Source organism: Actinosynnema sp. NPDC002837 (assembly GCF_040295345.1).
Classification (GTDB): Bacteria; Actinomycetota; Actinomycetes; order Mycobacteriales; family Pseudonocardiaceae; genus Actinosynnema.
The window spans coordinates 40,643-58,852 of record NZ_JBEOVG010000014.1 but is presented as its reverse complement, the minus strand read 5'-3'; the positions used below and the strand labels follow the sequence as shown (position 1 = coordinate 58,852).

The window sequence follows — 18,210 nt, the reverse complement described above, 5'->3', positions numbered from 1 at the left end:
GGGTACGAGCATGTCAACGTCGGGAGAGAACGGAGGCGGTTGACCCTGTCGCAGGACGAGTTCGGCGTGCTGGGGTCTCTCGTGGTCCGCCGGAACGGCCGCTCGGTCGCCGTCACCGCCGCCAAGCACCGCATCGTCCTGGCGACCCTGCTGCTGGACGCGAACCGCTCGGTGCCCGCGAGCGACCTCATCCGCCGGGTGTGGGGCGAGACGCCGCCGGACCGCGCCGCGCAGACGTTGCCGGTGTACGTGATGCGGTTGCGGCGCGCGCTCGGCGACCCGCCGCTGATCCGCACCACGCCGACCGGCTACCGGATCGACCTGCCGCCCGACGCGCTGGACCTGCACCGGTTCGAGGCGGCGGCCGAGCAGGGCGCGAAGCTGGCCGCCGCCGAGGACTTCACCGCCGCCGCCGACGCCTACGAGCGGGCGCTGGCGTGCTGGCACGGGCCGCCGCTGGCCGACGTGCCGTCGGAGTCGCTGCACGAGACCGAGGCGCCGACCCTCGCCGAGCACCGGCTGCGGGTGATCTCCGAGCTGGTGGACGTGAAGCTGCGGCTGGGCCGCTCCGACGAGGTGGTCGCGGACCTGCGCCGGCTGACCGCGCAGCACCCGTTGCGCGAGCGGTTCTGGTCGCAGCTGATGGTGGCGCTGTACCGGGTGGACCGGCAGGCCGACGCGCTGGACGCCTACCGGCAGGCGTCCACCACGTTGGCGCGGGAGCTGGGCGTGGACCCGAGCGACTCGCTGCGCGCCGTGCACCACGCGATCCTCACCGGCGACCCGGCGCTGCACCAGCCGGTCGCGAGCACGTGGGCGCCGGTGTCGCAGCTGCCCGCGCCGGTGGGCAACTTCGTCGGCCGCGCCGCCGAGCTGGCCCGGGTGACCGGTCTGCTGACGCGCGGCTCGGCGACCGTGGTGGTGTGCGGGCCGCCGGGCGTCGGCAAGACGGCGTTCGCCATCTCGGTGGGGCACGCGGTGCGCGACCGGTACCCCGACGGCCAGCTGTACGTGAACCTGCGCGGGCACTCCACGTCGCCGCCGCTGTCGACGTCCGCGGTGCTGGCCCGGTTCCTGCGGGCGATGGGCGTGCGGGCCGACCACATCCCGGTGGACGAGGAGGAGCTGGTCGCCGGCTACCGGGCCCGGCTGCGCGGCCGACGGGTGCTGATCACGCTGGACAACGCCGCGTCGGTCGACCAGGTGCGGCCGCTGCTGCCCGCCGACCCCGGCTCCTCGGTGCTGATCACCAGCCGCAACGAGCTGCGGCTGCGCGCCACGACCGTGCGGCTGGACGTGCTGCGGGGCGACGAGGCGTGGAAGCTGCTGGCCCGGTCGCTGGGCTCGGACGCGGCCGTGACGCACTTCGACGCGCTCGGCGAGCTGGCCCGGCTGTGCGGGTACCTGCCGCTGGCGCTGCGGATCGCGCTGGGGAACCTGGTCGGCTCCTCGCACGTGGACGTGGCGTCGTACGTGGAGGAGCTGCGCGGTGGCGACCGGCTGGCCGCGCTGGCGGTGGACAACGACGACACGGCGGCGGTGCGGCGGGCGTTCGACCTGTCGTACGCGGCGCTGCGCCCGGACGCGGCGCGGCTGTTCCGGTTGGCCGGGCTGCTGCCGGGGCCGGACTTCTGCGTGATCGGCGCGGCGGCGTTGCTGGACGCGCCGGAGGACGTGGCGCGCGGGCTGCTGGAGGACCTGGCGTCGGCGCACCTCCTGCAGCGGGTCGGGCCCGACCGGTTCGCGCTGCACGACCTGCTGCACGACTACGCGGCCGACCGCGCCGAGGCGTCGGGCGAGGACATGGCGGCGGCGCGGCTGCGGCTGTTCGACTGGTACCTGCGCACGGCGATCGAGGTCGGCAACGTGCTGTACCCGGAGCTGGGCTCGTCCGGGCCGCCCCGGATGAGCCCGGACGCGGCCAGGGGGTGGCTGGCCGCGGAACGGGCCAGCGTGCTGGCGGCGACCGAGCACTGCGCCGCGCACGGGCCGTTGCCGATGGCGTGGCAGCTGATCAACTCGGTGAGCGGGTACCTCGGCTCGCACGGGCACCACGTGGAGTTCCTCAACGCCGTCGGCGCGGCGCTGGGCGCGGCGCGGTCGGCCGGTGACCGCGACGCCGAGACGTTGATGACGGTGTGGCTGGCGACCGAGCACCGGAACCTGGGCAACCTGCGGGTCGCGCAGCGGTACCTGCGGTCCGTGCGGCCGACCGCGCGGGCGGAGTGGCTGCACGTCGGGTTGGACGGGATCGTGCACCTGGAGCTCGGCGAGCTGCCCGCCGCGCTCGCGTCGTTCGAGCGGATGGCGGAGCTGGGCGAGGTCGAGGGCGCGCTGCCGCACGTGGGGATCTCGGCGCTGACCGGCCTCGGCGCGGTGTGGTTGATGCGCGGCGACCTGGCGACGGCGCAGTCGTTCCTGTCCGAAGGGCTGGAGCTGGCGCGGGCGGCCGACGGGGTGAACATCGAGGCGGCGTGCGCGGCGCTGCTCGGGCGGTGCAGCACGGCGTCCGGGGACTACGCGCGGGCGGCCGAGCTGCAGCGCTACGCGTTGGAGGCGTGGTACCGCAGTGGTGCGCGGCACCCGCGGGCGGAGTCGATGGCCCACCTCGCGGCGGCGCTGTGCCTGGCCGGGGAGCACGCGGAGGCGATGCGGACGGCCCAGCGGGCGTTGGCGCTGGTGCAGGAGCTGGGCGGGAGCAGGCGGATCGAGTCGGAGGTGCACAACGCCCTCGGCCTGGTCCTGCGGCACCTGGGCAAACCGGCCCGTGCCGTCGCGGCGCACCTGCGGGCGCTGGAACTGGCCACGTCGTCGGACTACCGCTACGGCGTGGCCCGCTCGCACGTCAACCTGGTCCACGCCCTGGCCGCCGACGGCCGCCGCGCGGACGCCCTCCGCCACGCCCGCGTGGGCCGTGACCTGGCCTCCCGCAGCGGCTTCGGCGAGTTCGAGTCCCTGGCCTCCGCCGCCCTGTCCGACCTGACCTGACCGCGTGAGTCGAACGTTCAACGCCCGCGCGTCGAACGTTCGCGACCCCCGAATTCACCGTTCGGGTGCCCCGGTCGGCCGACCTGGGTGACGAACTCGGGGGTACTGAAGGTTCGACACGCGGATTTCGGCCAATTGAGACCACTCCTCCGGGTCGTTGACCGCGTGGTCGGTGAACGAGAGCATCGGGTTTCGATACTTCGGCGCACTCGTGGGGGATGCCATGGATTCCGATCCGCACGTCGGACTGGCGCGGATCGTGGACCCGGCGCCGCGCACTTCCGCCGAATTGGTCTGCGCCCTGACGGAGTTGGCGCGGCTGGCCAACGAGTGGTCCGACGTGGTGCGCGGGTTGCACGAGCCGACCCGGCGGCTGGTCGGCAGCGCCGCGGCGGCGTCGGTGTCGCTGGCCGCGCGCCGGGCCGAGGAGGCGTTCCTCGAGCTGGAGATGACTCTGGGTGACGCTCAGGCCGCGCGCCGGTCATTGCCCTTGGCCACCCCGAAGGGTGAGGATAGGCGTCCGGTGGTCTAATCGCCGACGCTGCCGACCACACCGCATTGGAACTCCATGACCTCAGGACTTCCCTGCCCTCTCTGCGAGGGCCCGGAGCGCCGTGGGGCGCTCGAGCGAACACTGAGGGTGCTCGCCGTGGACGACGAGGCCCCCGCGCTGGAGGACCTCGTCTACCTGCTGCGCTCCGACCCGCGCGTCGCCCACGTCGAGGGCGTCACGGACGCGACCAAGGCGCTGCGGACGCTGCACCGCGCCATGGACGCGGGCCAGCCGGTCGACGCCGTGTTCCTCGACATCCGCATGCCCGGCCTCGACGGGCTCGACCTGGCCCGCGTGCTGTCCCGCTTCGCCCAACCGCCGCGCATTGTTTTCGTCACCGCGCACCAGGAACCGGCCGTCGAGGCATTCGAGCTGAAAGCTCTCGATTACCTGCTCAAGCCCGTCCGGGCGGAACGGCTGGCCGAGTCCGTGCACCGGATCGTGCACGAGGTGCTCGATTCGAAGACGCCGGAACCGGCCGCCGCCGCGCCGGCCGAGAAAACGCCCGACGTGGGCGACGAAGTCATTCCGGTCGAACTCGGCGGCATCACCAGGTTCATCCGGTTGGCCGACATCCGGTACGTGGAGGCGCACGGCGATTACGCCCGCCTGCACACCGCGACCGGGAGCGGGCTGGTCCGCGCCGCGCTCAACGGCCTGGAGGAGCGGTGGCGCTCGGCGGGGTTCGTGCGCATCCACCGCAGCCACCTCGTCTCGCTCGGGCACATCGACGAGCTGCGGCTGGAGGACGGCCACCTGAGCGTCAACATCGGCGGCGCGGTGCTGCCGGTCAGCCGGCGGCACGCCCGGCACCTCCGGCAGCTGCTGGTGCGCCGCAACCGGCAGCCGTCGTGACCTCGCCGCAGCGACCGCACACCCAGCGGGTCGTGGTGACGAGCCCGCGCACCCGCGCGCCACGCGCTCCGCGCCCGTACCCCGCGTCACGGGAGATCGACGAGCAGAGCGAGCTGGGCGCGGTCTACATGCGGTCGCTGATCCGCACCCAGCGGCGGCTCGGGCTGCTGCTGTGCGCGGTCGTGTGCGGGAGCGTGGCGGCCCTGCCCCTGGTGTTCACGTTCGCGCCCCAGGTCGGCGCGCAACGGCTGCTGGGCCTGCCGCTGCCGTGGCTGCTGCTGGGCTTGCTGGTGTTCCCCGTGTTCGTGCTGGCGGGCTGGTTCTACGTGCGCCAGGCCGAGCGCAGCGAGCGGGAGTTCGCGGAGTTGGTGGAACGTTCTTGACTTCCTCCCAGTCCCGGAAGACGGGAGTCCGACGCGCTTCGCGGCGCGTAGCGCTTACGCGCTGCACCTCGCGGTGCCGGTTTCCTGGTTCACAGCCGATCGCGGAAGGAGGACCCTTGCCGTCTGACATCAGCTCCACAGGCATCGCCCGAGTCGCTTCGGGCTACGGCTCGACCAGCCGCAAGGATGTTCTTCGCCGCGTTGAGGTCCCGATCGTGTCGGGTGCGGCAGTGCGGGCACGTCCAGTGCCGGACCGAGAGCTTCAGCTCGGCGAGCACGTGTCCGCACGAGGAGCAGGTCTTGCTGGACGGGTGCCAGCGGTCGATCACCACGAGGGTACGTCCGGCGCGAGCCGCCTTGTACTCGAGCTGTCGGCGGAACTCGCCCCAACCGGCGTCGGAGATCGCTCGTGCGAGCCGGCGGTTGCGCACCATGTGGCCGACCGCCAGGTCCTCGATCGCGATGAGGTCGGCCGACCGCACCAGGTTCGTGCTGGTGCGGTGCAGGAAGTCGCGCCGGGTGTCACGAACCTTCCGGTGTGCACGGGCGACCTTGGCTTTGGCCTTTCGCCGGTTGTTGGACCCGGGTTGGCAGCGGGCGAGGCGTCGTTGGTGGCGGGCCAGGCTCCGCGCCCGGCGTTCCATGAGGCGCGGGTTGGCGACCTGGTCGCCGTCGCTGGTCACGAGGAAGTCCTTGAGCCCGAGGTCCACACCGATCTCGTGCCCGGTGGCCGCCTTCGGTTCGGGTTCTTCGGTCTCGACGGCGAAGGTCACGTACCAGCGGCCGTCCGGCTCACGGGACACGACGACCGTCGTGGGGTTCAGAGTGGTGACGTCAACTTCGGCGAAGGACCACACGAACTCCAGTGGGGCGGTGGTCTTGGCCAGCCACAGCTTGCCGTCCCGCATCCGGAACGCAGAGCGGGTGTAGTGGGCGGACTGACGGCCGGTGCGGGACTTGAACCTCGGATACCTCGCGTGGCCGGCGAAGAAGCTCTGGAACGCCGCGTGCTGGTGGCGCAGTGTCTGCTGCAGCGGCACCGAGGACACCTCGGACAGGAACGCCAACTCCTCCGTGCGCTTCCAGCCCGTCAGCGCGGCGTCGGTCTCCTTGTACGACGTCCGCCTGCCCTCGGCGTGGTAACGCCACCGACGTTCGGCGAGGGTCTTGTTCCACACCAGGCGCACGCAGCCGAACGTGCGGTTGAGCACCGCGGCCTGATCGGCGTCCGGATGGACCCTGACGCGGTACGCCGTTCGCACGAAGATCAGCCTAGCGGACGCCGCCCGGTGATCAGGTGGGTTGATCGCCGACCCGCCCGCCGCGTGCTCGGATCTCCGGCGGCCAGGGACCACGGCTTCCTCCGGGGGCTGCGGTGAGCAGCGGGTACGGCATCGTCGCGGTGCTGGTGGTCGCGGTCGGCACGATGCTGGTCGGCACGTACGGGCTGCGGATCTCGCGCACGACGTCGGACTTCTTCGTCGCCTCGCGCACCGTCTCGCCGTGGTGGAACGCCTCCGCCATCGGCGGCGAGTACCTGTCCGCGGCGTCGTTCGTCGGCATCGCCGGGCTGATCTTCGCGCACGGGCCGGACATGCTGTGGTTCCCGGTCGGCTACACGGCGGGCTACCTGGTGCTGCTCGCGCTGGTCGCCGCTCCCCTGCGCCGCAGCGGCGCGTACACGCTGCCGGACTTCGCCGAGGCCCGGTTCGCCTCGCCGGCCGTGCGCGCGGTGGCGAGCGTGTTCGCGCTGGGCATCGGGTGGCTGTACCTGCTGCCGCAGCTGCAGGGCGCCGGGCTGACCCTGCACACGGTGACGGGCGCGCCGGACTGGGTGGGCGCGCTGGTGGTCGCGGTGGTCGTCACCACGAACGTGATCTCCGGCGGGATGCGCAGCATCACGTTCGTGCAGGCGTTCCAGTACTGGCTCAAGCTGACCGCGATCGCGGTGCCGGTGGTGTTCCTGGTGATGGCCTGGCACGCGCACGGCGCGCGTGACCTGACCGGGCCGCAGTTCCCCGAGTTCCCGAAGCAGACCACGGTCACGTTCGACTCCGACACGACCTTCGACGCCTCCCGCGCCACGCCCTTCAACGGCGTCGGCCGGGTCGACGGCGAGCGGGTCGACGGCGGCGGGCAGCTGACCGTGGGGCGGCACGTGGTGTCCGCCGGGACGCGGCTCACGTTCCCCGAGGGCGCGGCCGTGCCGCACGTGCGGTCGATCCCGTCGAACACCAACGACGTGTGGGCGCTGCCGATGCGCGGCGGCGAGCGGTTCCCGCTGTACGCGGTGTACTCGCTGATCATCGCCACGTTCCTGGGCACGATGGGCCTGCCGCACGTGATCGTGCGCTTCTACACCAACCCGAACGGCCGGGCGGCGCGGCGCACCACGTTGATCGTGCTGGGCCTGCTGGGCGTGTTCTACCTGATGCCTCCGATCTACGGCGCGCTCGGCCGGCTGTACACGCCCGAGCTGCTGATGACCGGCGACACGGACGCGGTGGTGCTGGTGCTGCCGAGCCGGATGATCGACGGGCTCGGCGGGCAGCTGCTGGGCGCGCTGGTGGCCGGCGGGGCGTTCGCCGCGTTCCTGTCCACGTCGTCCGGCCTGATGGTGTCGCTGGCCGGCGTGCTGAGCCGGGACGTGCTGCGGCTGCGCGGCGTGCGCGGGTTCCGCATGTCGACGGTGCTGGCCGTGCTGGTGCCGTTGGGCATGACGTGGCTGGTGGGCAAGGTGCCGGTGGCGGACATGGTCGGCCTGGCGTTCGCGGTGGCGGCGTCGTCGCTGTGCCCGCTGCTCGTGCTGGGCATCTGGAGCACGCGCATCAGCACGGTCGGCGCGGTCGCCGGGATGGTGGCGGGCGGCCTGCCCGCGCTGGTGGCCGGTCTGGTCACGATCAGCACGCGGGGCGGCGGCGCGTGGTACCACGTGTTCCTGGCCCGGCCCGCCGCGTGGACCGTGCCGCTGGGCTTCGTCGTGATGTACGCGGTGTCGCTGCTGACGCCGCGCAAGGTGCCTCCGGGGGTGAACCACGTCATGGTGCGCTTGCACGCGCCGGAGAACCTGGGCCTGCGCAGCCAGGACCGGTTGTGACCGCGTTGTGGACGGCGGGCGCGATCCTGCTCGTCGGCCTCGCCGTGGTGATCACGCTGTGGTGGACGTCCCGGACCCGCAACGACTTCCTGACCCACGAGCAGCGGATCACGTTCGAGACGCTGCACACCGCGTGGTCCGCCGCTCCCCCGCTGCGCGCCGGGCTGGTGCCGGAGGCGGCGAAGAAGTCGGCCAAGCACCTGCGGACGCTGCTCGGCACGCCCGCGCTCGCGTTGACCGACGAGACCGAGGTCGTGGCGTGGGAGGGCGACGGCGAGCACCACGCGGCCGAGGCCATGGGCCTGGCCGCCGACGTGTTCGACACCGGCCGCACCAGGGCGTTCGACATCACGTGCTCCGCGCCCGACTGCCCCGTGCACACCGCCGTGCTCGCGCCGCTGACCGTGGAGGGACGGGTGGTCGGCGTGCTGGCGGCGTACAGCCGGGAGGCGTCGGCCGGGCTCGTGCGGGCGACCAACGAGGTGGCCAGGTGGGCGTCGGGCCAGCTGGAACTGGCCGAGCTGGACCGGTCGCGGACCCGGTTGGTCGAGGCGGAGGTGCGGGCGCTGCGGGCGCAGATCTCGCCGCACTTCATCTACAACTCGTTGTCCGCCATCGCGTCGTACGTGCGCACGGACCCCGAGCGCGCTCGCACGCTGTTGCTGGACTTCGCCGACTTCACCCGCTACTCGTTCCGCCGGGCGGGCGACTTCACCACGTTGTCGGAGGAGCTGAAGTCGATCGACCAGTACCTGGCGCTGGAACGGGCCCGGTTCGGCGAGCGGCTCAAGGTGACGTTGCAGATCGCGCCGGAGGTCCTGCCGGTGACCGTGCCGTTCCTGTGCCTGCAACCGCTGGTGGAGAACGCGGTGCGGCACGGGATGGAGGGCAAGGTCGGGCCGGGGCACATCTCGATCCTGGCGGCGGACGCGGGCGCCGAAGCGCACATCACCATCGAGGACGACGGCATCGGCATGGACCCCGACGCGCTGCGCCGGACGTTGGCCGGCCAGGTCGGCGAGACGGCCGGGATAGGGCTGGGGAACATCGACGAGCGACTGCGTCGGTGCTACGGCGACGACTACGGTCTGGTCGTGGAAACGGCGCAGGGGCTCGGCACGAAGATCAGCGTGCGGGTGCCGAAGTACCAGGCGGGCGTGCACGCCTAGCGACGACGGGGTGGTGCGGATGACGCGACCGACGGACTACCCGCAGCACCGCACCATCGTCGCCGTCGACCTCATGACCACGGGACGACGCACCGGCCGCGAACTGCGGCAACTCCGCGCCGTGGTCCGGGACTCGCTGCGGGAAGCCGGCTTGGGCCCGGACGGCGCGGAGGTGCTGGATTACGGCAGCGGTCAGCTGATCCTGATTCCCGCGCAGGTGCCGAAGGTCCTCGTCGTGGAGAAGTGGCTCGTCGCCCTGGCGCGGCTGCTCGACCTGCGCAACACCGGTGCGGCGGACGGCGCCCGGCTGGGGCTCGACGTCGTGCTGCACGCGGGCGAGGTGCTGTTCGACGGCCGGGGCGGGGCGGGCGCCGCCGTGCCCTTCGCGTTCCGGCTCCTGGACTCGGCGGCGCTGCGGGCCGCCGCCAAGGCTTCGCCTCACCGGGTGAACGTCATCGCCTCCGGCTACTTCTTCGGCAGCATCGTCGGGCACACCGACGAGGCGGCCGCGTTCCGAAGGGTCCAGGTCGAGGTGAAGGACACCAGCGCGGTCGCCTGGATCCGGACGGGTGAGACCCGCGTGGTGGAGGCCGGTCGCGCGGACTTCGCGGTGGTGTACGTGCCGGCCGACGCGGAGTGGGCCGAGTGGGTCGCCTTCCAGCTCCGCCAGGCCGGGTACTCCGCCGAGCTGGACGCGCGAGCGCTGGCCCGCGGCGGTGGCGTGCCGGTGCTCGGTGACGTCGACCGGGTGCTCGTGGTGTTGTCGGAGAGCCTGTCGCACGAGGAGATCGCCGCCGCACGCCGACTGCCGCACGACGTCATCGCCGTCCAGGTGGCCATCAGGACCTCGGCGAAGCTGTTCGGCCGCAGGTGCGACCTCGTGGGGCTGGACTCGCGGGCCGCCCGGGACCGGCTGTTCGGCACGCTCGGCATCGCGGGCGGCGGTGTGGAAGGACCCGGGTTTCCCGGCGATCCCGGCCCGACGACCGTGCCGGTGGTCCGCGACGAGCCGCCCGCGCCGAGGCTGGTCGTGGTGGTCACCAAGCCGGACCACGGGTTCGCCAAGGCGTTGACCGAGGCGCTGGCGGGGCTGCTGTCGGAGGGGGCGCTGTCGCAGGTGGCGCTGCGGTTCGTGGACGAGAGCTTCGACTTCGACACCACGGTCGTCCCGGTGGTCCGGGACGCGGACCTCGTGCTGCTGGTCGTGAGCCGCTACCTGCTGGCCACCGGGTACGGCGCGAGCCGGGAACTCGGCGTGGTCCTGCGGCGGCACCGGCGGCAGGCCGCCGTGGTGCTGCCCGTGATCGCCCGGCCCACGTCGTGGGAGGAGCAGCCGTTCGGGGCCCTCGCGCCGCTGCCCACGGGCGGGCGGCCGGTGGTCGACTGGCCCAGCCGCGACGAGGCGCTGCTGAGCGTGGTCGAAGGGGTGCGGTTCGCCGCACGGCAGGTGCGCGGCGAGCCGCCGATACCGGTGGACGCCAAGACCGTGGCGGAACCCCGCAGCCTCGGTGACGTGTTCACCGTGGCCGGCGTGCCGACGGTGACCTTCGTGGAGCCGGACGACTTCGCCGAGTTCCGGATGTCGCTGCGCCAGCCGGGCTTGGGCATCGTGCTCGAAGGGCCGTCCGGCATCGGCAAGACGACGATGCTGCGCAACGCGGTCGCCCGCGACCGCGAACGGCTCGGCGAGGTCACGGTGCTGAGCGCCCGCAACCCCGCCGACCTGCCCGCCATCACCGCGTTGCCCGAGGAGCACACCGGGCTGGTGGCGGTGGACGACTTCCAGCGGTTGCCCGCCGACCTGCAGAACAAGCTGGCCGACTACCTGAAGTTGTTGGCGGACAACGGGTCCTCCGGCCGGCGGCTGGTGCTGCTGGGCATCCCCGGCACGGCACGCCACCTGGTCTCCGTCGGCACGGACGTCGCCACCCGCATCCGCGTGTTCCGGCTCGGCGCGGCCGTCGAGGGCCTGATCGTCAGGATGATCGAGCAGGGCGAGCACGCGCTGAACATCGCGTTCGACCGCAAGGCCGAGATCTCCCGCGCGTCGGCGGGCAGCCTGCTCACCGCGCAGATGCTGTGCTGGCAGATCGCGGTCACGGCGGGCGTCGAGCAGACCGAGCCCGGCCGCAAGGCGGTGCGCACCGACCTCGCCCACGCCCGCGCCAAGGTCACCGAGCGGCTGAAGCTCAAGTACCACGACGTGGTGGTCGACTTCGTCACCCGCGACCGCCCGGACGAGGCCGTCTGCGTCGACCTGCTGCTGGAGCTGGCCCGCACGCCGGACGGGGTCCTCAAGCTGGACGGGCAGCGCGCGGAGCTGTTCGAGGGCCTGCGCGGCGACCACCTGTTCCACGACCCGCGCGGGCGCAGGTTGGTCGCGGACGACCCGCAGTTCCGGTTCTACCTCGGCCAACTGCGCCGCGACGACCTGGTCGAACTGGCGGGCAAGCGCTTGCCGGTGCCGCGTGACCAGGTGTTCGTCTGCTACAGCCACCAGGACGCCCACTGGTTGACCCGGCTCCAGGTGCACCTCAAGCCGCTGCCCCTGGACGTCTGGTCGGACCGCCGGATCGAGCTCGGCGACCAGTGGCACCGGGAGATCACCGCCGCCCTGGCCCGCGCCAAGGCGGCGTTGGTGCTGGTCAGCGCCGACTCGCTGGCCTCGGACTACATCAACTCCGAGGAGCTGCCCCGCCTGCTGGCCGCCGCCGAGGAGGGTGGCTGCCGGATCATCCCGGTCCTGGTCGGCCCGAGCCTGTTCCACGAGACGCCCGCGCTGAGCCGGTTCCAGGGCGTGCCCGCGAAGTCGACGCTGAGCGAGCTGCCGCCGCACGACGGCGAACGCGTGCTGGCCGACCTGGCGGCCAGGCTGGCGAAGCTGTCCGGCTGAGCCGCGGTCAGCGGAACTCGTGCACGTGGTCGGCCACCCACTCGCGGAACGGGCGGGCGGGCGTCCCGGTCACCTCCTCGACCGCGGCCGTCGGCGCCGACGGCCGGTGGACCAGCTCGGCCTGGCCGTCGAGCACCGCGTCCACCACGGACTCGGGCAGCCACGACAGCGACCGCTCCCGCTCCTCCGCGCGGGACAGCTCCTCCCACCGCAGCGGCCGGCCGAGGGCCTCGCCGATCACGCGCACCTGCTCGACCTTGGTCAGCACCTCGGGCCCGGTCAGCTCGTAGCGCGCACCGGCGTGCCCGGTCGTGGTCAACGCCCGCACCGCCACCGCCGCGATGTCGGCCTCGTGGATCAACGTCGACGCCGCCCTCCCGTACGCGCCGCGCACCACGTCGCCGGCGCGGATCTCCGGCGCCCAGGCGCGGGTGTTGGTGGCGAAGCCGTGCGGGCGCAGGAACGTCCACTCCGCCCCGGCCCGCGCCAGCGCCCGTTCGACCTCGGCGTGGAACCGCCCGATCGGGTGAGGCTGCTCCGCCACGCCGTCCACCACCGCGCCGGAGGACAGCAGGACCACCCGTCGCGCGCCGATCAGCTCCGCCACCGCCTCGGCGGCGCCGGCCGTGAACGCGGGCCACACCAGGAACACCCGGTCGACGCCGACCAGCGCCGCCTCCAGCGTCGCCGGGTCGAAGTGGTGACCCCGCACGACCTCGACCCCGGCCGGCAGCCCCGCGTCCGACCGCCGGCTCAGCGCCCTCGGCGCGACACCGGCCGCCGACAGCAGTCCGACCACCTGCGCGCCCACGTTCCCCGTCGCACCGGTCACCAGGACCTTGTTCCCCACCACCGGATCCCTCCCTCTCGTCGGCGGCGACCGTAGGCGCGCGGCGATCGACCCGGTAAGGACTGACCCGTGGGTAAGCTCCGGGTGTGGGGGTAGGAGTCCAGGAAGGGCAGGGCGCGGGCGAGGCGCCGGGTGACGGGTTTCACCCCGACTGCCCGGGGCACGTGCTGTTCCGGCACGCCACCAGCCGGTGGGGGATCGTGCTGATGACCGCGTTGCGCCCCGGCCCGCAGCGCTTCCACCGGCTGCGCGACCGGGTCGGCGGCATCAGCGAGAAGGTGCTCTCGCAGAACCTGCGCGAACTGGTCCGCGACGGCCTGCTGACCCGCGAGGTGGAACCGACGACCCCGCCCCGGGTGACCTACGCGCTCACCCCGCTGGGCAGCCAGTTCGCCGCCCGGCTGGGCGCGGTGCTGGAGTGGGTCGGCGACCGGGTCCCGGACGTGCTGGACGCCCGGCGGCGGTACGACGAGGCCGGCTAGCGGTTGTCGGCCCGGTCCCACAGCTCGGCGAGCGCGGCGTTGACCGCGGCCGGCTGCTGGACGTGCGGGTAGAAGCCGGGCACGGTGAGCAGGTCCGCGCCGATCCGCTCGGCGATCACCTCGGCGGCGGCCTGGAGCGGGACGCCCGCGAGCCTGCGGTACTCCTCGGGCGCGCCCGACCAGTCGCCCCGGATCACGAGCGCGGGCCACGGCGCCCCGGCCAACGGCTCCAGCGGCACGTCGGCGTCCCAGCACGGGCGTTCGGCCATCGTCGTGCGGGCGGCGCGCAGCCGGGCGGGCGTCGGCTCGGGCGCGGGCATGCCGACCGCCTCGGTGGACAGCCTCAGGTAGTCCCCGGGCGTCAGGTCCGGCGGGAGCCCGCCGACCGCGGCACGGGCGCGGGCCAGCGCCTCGGCGACCGCCGGGTGGTCCTCCGCCGGCCGCAGCGCACCCGGCTGGACCAGGCACAACGAGCGCACCAGCCCCGGCTCGGCCGCGGCGGCGAGCATCGCGGCGACCGCGCCGTAGGAGTGGCCGACCAGGTGGGCCCCGCCGTCCAGCAGGGCGACGGCGTCCTCGGCGTCCACCTCGTAGTCGCTGCGGTGCGGCCCGTCGAGGTCGGGGCTCGCGCCGAAGCCGCGGCGGTCCACCAGGAGCAGTCGCCGGCGTTCGGCGAGCGGGCGCTGGTGGCCGAAGCCGTAGTCGTCGTCGCTCCCCCAGCTGAGCACCCCGTGCAGGAACACGGCAGGTGGCACGTCCGCGGGGCCTTCGACGACGGTCACGTGAACAGGAGTCACGCCCCCAGTCAACCGGCCGAGGGGTCAGGCCGCGAGGACCGCCAGTCCCAGGGCCGCCGCGCCGGCGGCGGTGAGGCGGGCGGGCGCGCGGTCACCCGGCGCGACCGCGCTCGCCGGTGCGATCAGACCGGCGTGCACCAGGGCGCGCGCCGCGGTCGGATCGCAGAACGGCAGACCGTCCACCCGCACGTCGGGCTCGGCGCTGCGGGTCAGGTCGACCCGGTTCGCGACCGTCGCCCGCAGCAGCGCGAGCTCACGTCTGGACAGCTCCTTCATGACGAACACCTCCATTGGGACGAACGGTCTGGCGGACGTCCCGGTTCACAGTTGGGACGCCCGCGTTGCCACCGTCGTTCCCCGTGCCGTTCAGCCCGCTGCGCGCGCGCCGCGTCGTTCCGCCGCTTCCAGCACCAGCCGCAGCCACTCGGTGTCGCCCGCCGCGCCCTCCACCGCCACCCGGCGCAGCCGCAGCCACAGCCCGGCCTCGCTCCACTCCTGGAACCGGCGGTGCACGGTCGGCACGGTCACGCCGAACGTCGGCGGCAGGTGCCGCCACGCGCAACCGCTGGTCAGGACGAACACGATCGCGGTGAAGATGGCCCGGTCCGACACCCGGCCGCGGCCACCGCCCTGGCGGCGCACCTTGGCCGGCGGCAGCAGCGGCTCCACCACGGCCCACAGCGACGGCGGCACCAGGCGCACGGCCAGCTGCTCGATCACGTCGGCGTGCGGCGGTCGGGGTGGCGCCTCCGGCGCCCGGCGCACCCACGGCTCCTGCCGCTGGGCGTCACCGCGCTGGCGGGCGCGCAGCAACATGGCCAGGGCGGCGTCGTCCGTGCGCCTGGGGGCGACCGCGGGGTGCGCGTGCTGTTGCACCTGGCGGGCGATCTCCGCGCCCACCGTTCGACCGAACGGCTGCGCTGGTCGTACGTAGTTGGTCATCAGGTCCTCCGCCCAGGACGTCGTGATGCCCATCACGCTAGGAACACCGGCGCTCCCTGGTAAGGGAACGCGCGACGAACGGGAGTGGTCCAGCGTCACGCGGCCACCAGCACTCCGCCGAACGGCTACACAGGAGCGACGAGCGGATGAGCGGTCACTCCCCGATACCGGCTGCGCACGGATACGCTCGAAGGTGTGAGCACTGCGCCGCGACTCCTCGCCACCAGCGACCTGCACGTGACGTACCAGCAGAACCGCGCGTTCGTGGACGCGATCCAGCCCCACTCGCCCGACGACTGGCTGATCGTGGCGGGCGACGTGGCGGAGAAGTTCGACGACGTCGAGTGGGCGCTGGGCGTGCTGCGCGGCCGGTTCGCCAAGGTGGTCTGGTCGCCGGGCAACCACGAGCTGTGGACCACGAAGGACGACCCGGCGCAGGCCCGCGGCGAGGTGCGCTACAAGCAGCTGGTCGAGCTGTGCCGCAGCATCGACGTGCTCACGCCCGACGACGAGTTCGAGGTGTTCGAGGGCGCCGGCGGGCCGGTGGCGGTGGCGCCGCTGTTCACGCTCTACGACTACACCTTCCGCCCGGCGGGCACGACGGACAAGGCGTCCGCGCTGGCCGCGGCGCAGGAGGCCGGGGTGATCTGCACCGACGAGTACTTCCTGCACCCGGACCCGTACCCGAGCCGTGAGGCGTGGTGCGCGGCGCGGATCGCGGAGAGCGAGCGGCGGTTGCGGGCCGTGGACAGCTCGTTGCGCACCGTGCTGATCAACCACTGGCCCCTCGTGCGCGATCCCACGTTCGTGCTGCGGTACCCCGAATTCGCCCTGTGGTGCGGCTCCGAGCGGACCGCGGACTGGCACCTGCGGTTCCGCGCGGCGGTGATGGTCTACGGGCACCTGCACATCCCGCGCACGATCCGCAAGGACGGCGTCCGCTTCGACGAGGTGTCGCTCGGTTACCCGCGGGAGTGGCAGCCGCGCGGCTGGACCGCCGCCCCGCTGCTGGACGTGCTGCGCGAGGGGGACGCACGGTGATCACGGACCTGCTGCCGCCGCCGGTGTCGGCGTTCGACGCGTTCGACGACCCCGACGGGGTGGTGCTGTTCCCCGAAGAGGAGGAGCACGTCGCCCGGGCGGTGGAGAAGAGGCGCAAGGAGTTCACCACGGGCCGGCACTGCGCGCGCACGGCGTTGGCCGCCCTCGGGTTCCCGCCCGTGCCGCTGCTGCCGGGGCCGAAGCGCGAGCCGACGTGGCCGGAGGGCGTGGTCGGCAGCATCACGCACTGCAAGGGCTACCGGGCGGCGGCCGTCGGCCGGTCGTCCGAGCTGTGGACGATCGGGATCGACGCCGAGCCGAACGAGCCGACGCCGGACGGCGTGCTGGAGGCCATCGCGGTGCCCGCCGAGCTTGCCCGGATGGGTGAGCTGCGGGCGTCGGGCGACAAGGTGGCGTGGGACCGGCTGCTGTTCAGCGCGAAGGAGACCGTCTACAAGGCGTGGTTCCCGCTGGCGCGGACGTGGCTGGGGTTCGAGGATGCGGAGGTGACCCTCAACCCGGACGACGGCACCTTCACCGCGCGGATCCTCGTCGAGCCGCCCGTGGTGGACGGCGTGGCGCTGGACGGGTTCACCGGTCGCTGGCTGGCGCGGGAGGGGTTTGTGGTGACCGCGATCGCGGTACCCGCGCGCTGATCGGGCTTGGGAAGGCGGCGGTATGGGCGACGAGGTCGGGCGACAGCAGTTCACCCGAGACGACCGGACGCGGTACCGCACGAAGGTGCGTCGCTGCCTGGACGTGTTCGCCCGGATGCTCGGCGAGTCCCGGTTCGAGTTCGACCGGCCGACGACCGGGTTGGAGATCGAGCTCAACCTGGTCGACGACGCGGGCGACCCGGCGATGCGCAACGCCGAGGCGCTGGAGGCCATCGCCGACCCGGACTTCGTCACCGAGCTCGGCCAGTGGAACCTGGAGATCAACGTCGCGCCCCGGCTGCTGACCGGCGGCGGGATCACGGCGTTCGAGGACGTCGTGCGGGCGTCGTTGAACGAGGCCGAGCACAAGGCGCGCGGCGTGGACGCGCACATGGTGATGATCGGGATCCTGCCGACGTTGCAGCCGAAGCACCTGGCCGTGGACGCGCTGTCGGGCAACCCCCGGTACACGCTGCTCAACGAGCAGGTGCTGGCCGCGCGGGGCGAGGACCTCCAGATCGGGATCAGCGGGATCGAGCGGCTGCAGCTCACCGCGGACTCGATCGTGCCCGAGGCCGCGTGCACCAGCACGCAGTTCCACCTGCAGGTGTCGCCGGAGGACTTCGCGGCGTACTGGAACGCGGCGCAGGCCATCGCGGGCGTGCAGGTCGCGATCGGGGCCAACTCGCCGTTCCTGCTGGGCAAGGAGCTGTGGCGGGAGACGCGGATCGCGTTGTTCCAGCAGGCCACGGACACGCGCAGCGACGAGCTGAAGGAACAGGGCGTCCGGCCGCGGGTGTGGTTCGGGGAGCGGTGGATCACGTCGATCTTCGACCTGTTCGAGGAGAACGTGCGGTACTTCCCGGCGTTGCTGCCCATCTGCGACGAGGAGGACCCGTTGCAGGTGCTGGAGCGCGGCGACACGCCGTCGCTGGCGGAGCTGCGGCTGCACAACGGCACGATCTACCGCTGGAACCGGCCCGTGTACGACGTGGTGCGCGACCAGCCGCACCTGCGCGTGGAGAACCGCACGCTGCCGTCCGGGCCGACCGTGGTCGACATGCTGGCGAACGGCGCGTTCTACTACGGCCTGGTGCGCGTGCTGGCCGAGGAGGAGCGGCCGCTGTGGTCGCAGATGTCGTTCAGCGCGGCGGAGGAGAACTTCACCTCGGGCGCCCGGTCGGGGATCGACGCGCAGGTGTACTGGCCGGGGCTGGGCACGGTGCCGGTGGTGGAGCTGGTGCTGCGCCGCCTGCTGCCGATGGCGCACGAGGGCCTGGTGCGGATGAAGGTGGACCCGGCCGAGCGCGACCGGCTGCTGGGCGTGATCGAGCAGCGGTGCCTGACCGGCGTGAACGGGGCCACCTGGCAGGCGCGCGCGTTCCACCGGCAGTACGACCACACGGCGCTGGACCGGCCCGAGGCGCTGCGCCGGATGCTGCGCTCGTACCGGGACCTGATGCACACCAACGAACCGGTCCACACCTGGCCGGTGCCCTGAACC

Annotated in this window: 15 protein-coding genes and 1 pseudogene; 11 read left to right on the top strand and 5 right to left on the bottom strand. The window is 73.1% G+C overall.

Annotated features, from left to right (window positions below; translation table 11 throughout):
* Positions 1–39: 39 nt before the first annotated feature.
* The 4 genes from ABTZ99_RS13175 to ABTZ99_RS13160 all read left to right on the top strand — a co-directional run bounded on the left by ABTZ99_RS13175 (position 40) and on the right by ABTZ99_RS13160 (position 4,779).
* On the top strand, positions 40–2,988 hold the full coding sequence (locus ABTZ99_RS13175) for an AfsR/SARP family transcriptional regulator (RefSeq protein WP_498777117.1): 2,949 nt from the start codon (positions 40–42) through the stop codon (positions 2,986–2,988).
* 172 nt (positions 2,989–3,160) lie between these two features.
* On the top strand, positions 3,161–3,520 hold the full coding sequence (locus ABTZ99_RS13170; RefSeq protein ID WP_499611126.1) for a hypothetical protein: 360 nt from the start codon (positions 3,161–3,163) through the stop codon (positions 3,518–3,520).
* Between the two features lie 36 nt (positions 3,521–3,556).
* Positions 3,557–4,396 carry a LytR/AlgR family response regulator transcription factor gene (locus ABTZ99_RS13165; RefSeq protein ID WP_230569251.1) on the top strand — a complete coding sequence of 280 codons (840 nt, stop codon included), beginning with the start codon at positions 3,557–3,559 and terminating at the stop codon, positions 4,394–4,396.
* A complete protein-coding gene (locus ABTZ99_RS13160; RefSeq protein ID WP_498777112.1) occupies positions 4,393–4,779 on the top strand; it encodes a DUF485 domain-containing protein in 387 nt (128 codons plus the stop codon). Before ABTZ99_RS13165 ends, ABTZ99_RS13160 begins: the two co-directional genes overlap by 4 nt.
* Before the next feature lie 89 nt (positions 4,780–4,868).
* On the opposite strand, the gene ABTZ99_RS13155 is transcribed toward ABTZ99_RS13160, so the two are convergent.
* Complete coding sequence (locus tag ABTZ99_RS13155) at positions 4,869–6,041, bottom strand: RNA-guided endonuclease InsQ/TnpB family protein (RefSeq protein ID WP_499611124.1); 1,173 nt, start codon at positions 6,039–6,041, stop codon at positions 4,869–4,871.
* Positions 6,042–6,154: 113 nt separating this feature from the next.
* Here ABTZ99_RS13155 and ABTZ99_RS13150 point away from each other — a divergent pair, with 113 nt between their 5' ends.
* Genes ABTZ99_RS13150 through ABTZ99_RS13140 form a run of 3 tightly spaced genes read left to right on the top strand, consistent with a single transcriptional unit; the run spans position 6,155 to position 11,938 of the window.
* The gene (locus tag ABTZ99_RS13150; RefSeq protein ID WP_498777108.1) at positions 6,155–7,876 is read left to right on the top strand and encodes a sodium/solute symporter; all 1,722 of its coding nucleotides are present in this window, start codon (positions 6,155–6,157) and stop codon (positions 7,874–7,876) included.
* Positions 7,873–9,045 (top strand): GAF domain-containing sensor histidine kinase, encoded by a 1,173-nt coding sequence (locus ABTZ99_RS13145; protein WP_498777106.1) that lies wholly within the window; start codon positions 7,873–7,875, stop codon positions 9,043–9,045. The genes ABTZ99_RS13150 and ABTZ99_RS13145 overlap by 4 nt, the downstream gene beginning before the upstream one ends.
* Before the next feature lie 19 nt (positions 9,046–9,064).
* Positions 9,065–11,938: a TIR domain-containing protein gene (locus tag ABTZ99_RS13140; protein ID WP_499611121.1), complete on the top strand. Its 2,874-nt coding sequence runs from the start codon at positions 9,065–9,067 to the stop codon at positions 11,936–11,938.
* Between the two features lie 7 nt (positions 11,939–11,945).
* On the opposite strand, the gene ABTZ99_RS13135 is transcribed toward ABTZ99_RS13140, so the two are convergent.
* On the bottom strand, positions 11,946–12,788 hold the full coding sequence (locus ABTZ99_RS13135; RefSeq protein WP_498777101.1) for an NAD(P)H-binding protein: 843 nt from the start codon (positions 12,786–12,788) through the stop codon (positions 11,946–11,948).
* A gap of 86 nt (positions 12,789–12,874) precedes the next feature.
* Between ABTZ99_RS13135 and ABTZ99_RS13130 the strand changes: the two genes are divergently transcribed.
* Complete coding sequence (locus ABTZ99_RS13130) at positions 12,875–13,270, top strand: winged helix-turn-helix transcriptional regulator (protein WP_499611119.1); 396 nt, start codon at positions 12,875–12,877, stop codon at positions 13,268–13,270.
* Here the strand turns inward: ABTZ99_RS13130 and ABTZ99_RS13125 are convergent.
* From ABTZ99_RS13125 to ABTZ99_RS13115, 3 genes and pseudogenes are all read right to left on the bottom strand, one after another.
* Positions 13,267–14,067 (bottom strand): alpha/beta fold hydrolase, encoded by an 801-nt coding sequence (locus ABTZ99_RS13125; protein ID WP_499611117.1) that lies wholly within the window; start codon positions 14,065–14,067, stop codon positions 13,267–13,269. The two genes, ABTZ99_RS13130 and ABTZ99_RS13125, sit on opposite strands and share 4 nt — an antisense overlap.
* A 24-nt stretch (positions 14,068–14,091) precedes the next feature.
* Positions 14,092–14,343, bottom strand: coding sequence for a hypothetical protein (locus ABTZ99_RS13120; RefSeq protein WP_498777094.1), 252 nt, complete (start codon positions 14,341–14,343; stop codon positions 14,092–14,094).
* 102 nt (positions 14,344–14,445) lie between these two features.
* A pseudogene (locus ABTZ99_RS13115) lies at positions 14,446–14,787 on the bottom strand (transposase); the annotation flags it as partial.
* Positions 14,788–15,204: 417 nt separating this feature from the next.
* Here ABTZ99_RS13115 and ABTZ99_RS13110 point away from each other — a divergent pair.
* Genes ABTZ99_RS13110 through ABTZ99_RS13100 form a run of 3 tightly spaced genes read left to right on the top strand, consistent with a single transcriptional unit; the run spans position 15,205 to position 18,207 of the window.
* A complete protein-coding gene (locus tag ABTZ99_RS13110; protein ID WP_499611114.1) occupies positions 15,205–16,050 on the top strand; it encodes a metallophosphoesterase family protein in 846 nt (281 codons plus the stop codon).
* Positions 16,047–16,706, top strand: a complete 660-nt coding sequence (locus tag ABTZ99_RS13105) for a 4'-phosphopantetheinyl transferase family protein (RefSeq protein ID WP_498777090.1) — start codon at positions 16,047–16,049, stop codon at positions 16,704–16,706. The genes ABTZ99_RS13110 and ABTZ99_RS13105 overlap by 4 nt, the downstream gene beginning before the upstream one ends.
* Positions 16,707–16,728: 22 nt before the next feature.
* On the top strand, positions 16,729–18,207 hold the full coding sequence (locus ABTZ99_RS13100; protein WP_498777088.1) for a glutamate-cysteine ligase family protein: 1,479 nt from the start codon (positions 16,729–16,731) through the stop codon (positions 18,205–18,207).
* The last annotated feature ends 3 nt before the right edge of the window (positions 18,208–18,210 follow it).

Coding starts and splice junctions, on each gene's coding strand:
- ABTZ99_RS13100 (WP_498777088.1), top strand. CDS start 16,729: ATGGGCGACGAGGTCGGGCGACAGCAGTTCACCCGAGACGACCGGACG.
- ABTZ99_RS13120 (WP_498777094.1), bottom strand. CDS start 14,343: ATGAAGGAGCTGTCCAGACGTGAGCTCGCGCTGCTGCGGGCGACGGTC.
- ABTZ99_RS13140 (WP_499611121.1), top strand. CDS start 9,065: ATGACGCGACCGACGGACTACCCGCAGCACCGCACCATCGTCGCCGTC.
- ABTZ99_RS13165 (WP_230569251.1), top strand. CDS start 3,557: ATGACCTCAGGACTTCCCTGCCCTCTCTGCGAGGGCCCGGAGCGCCGT.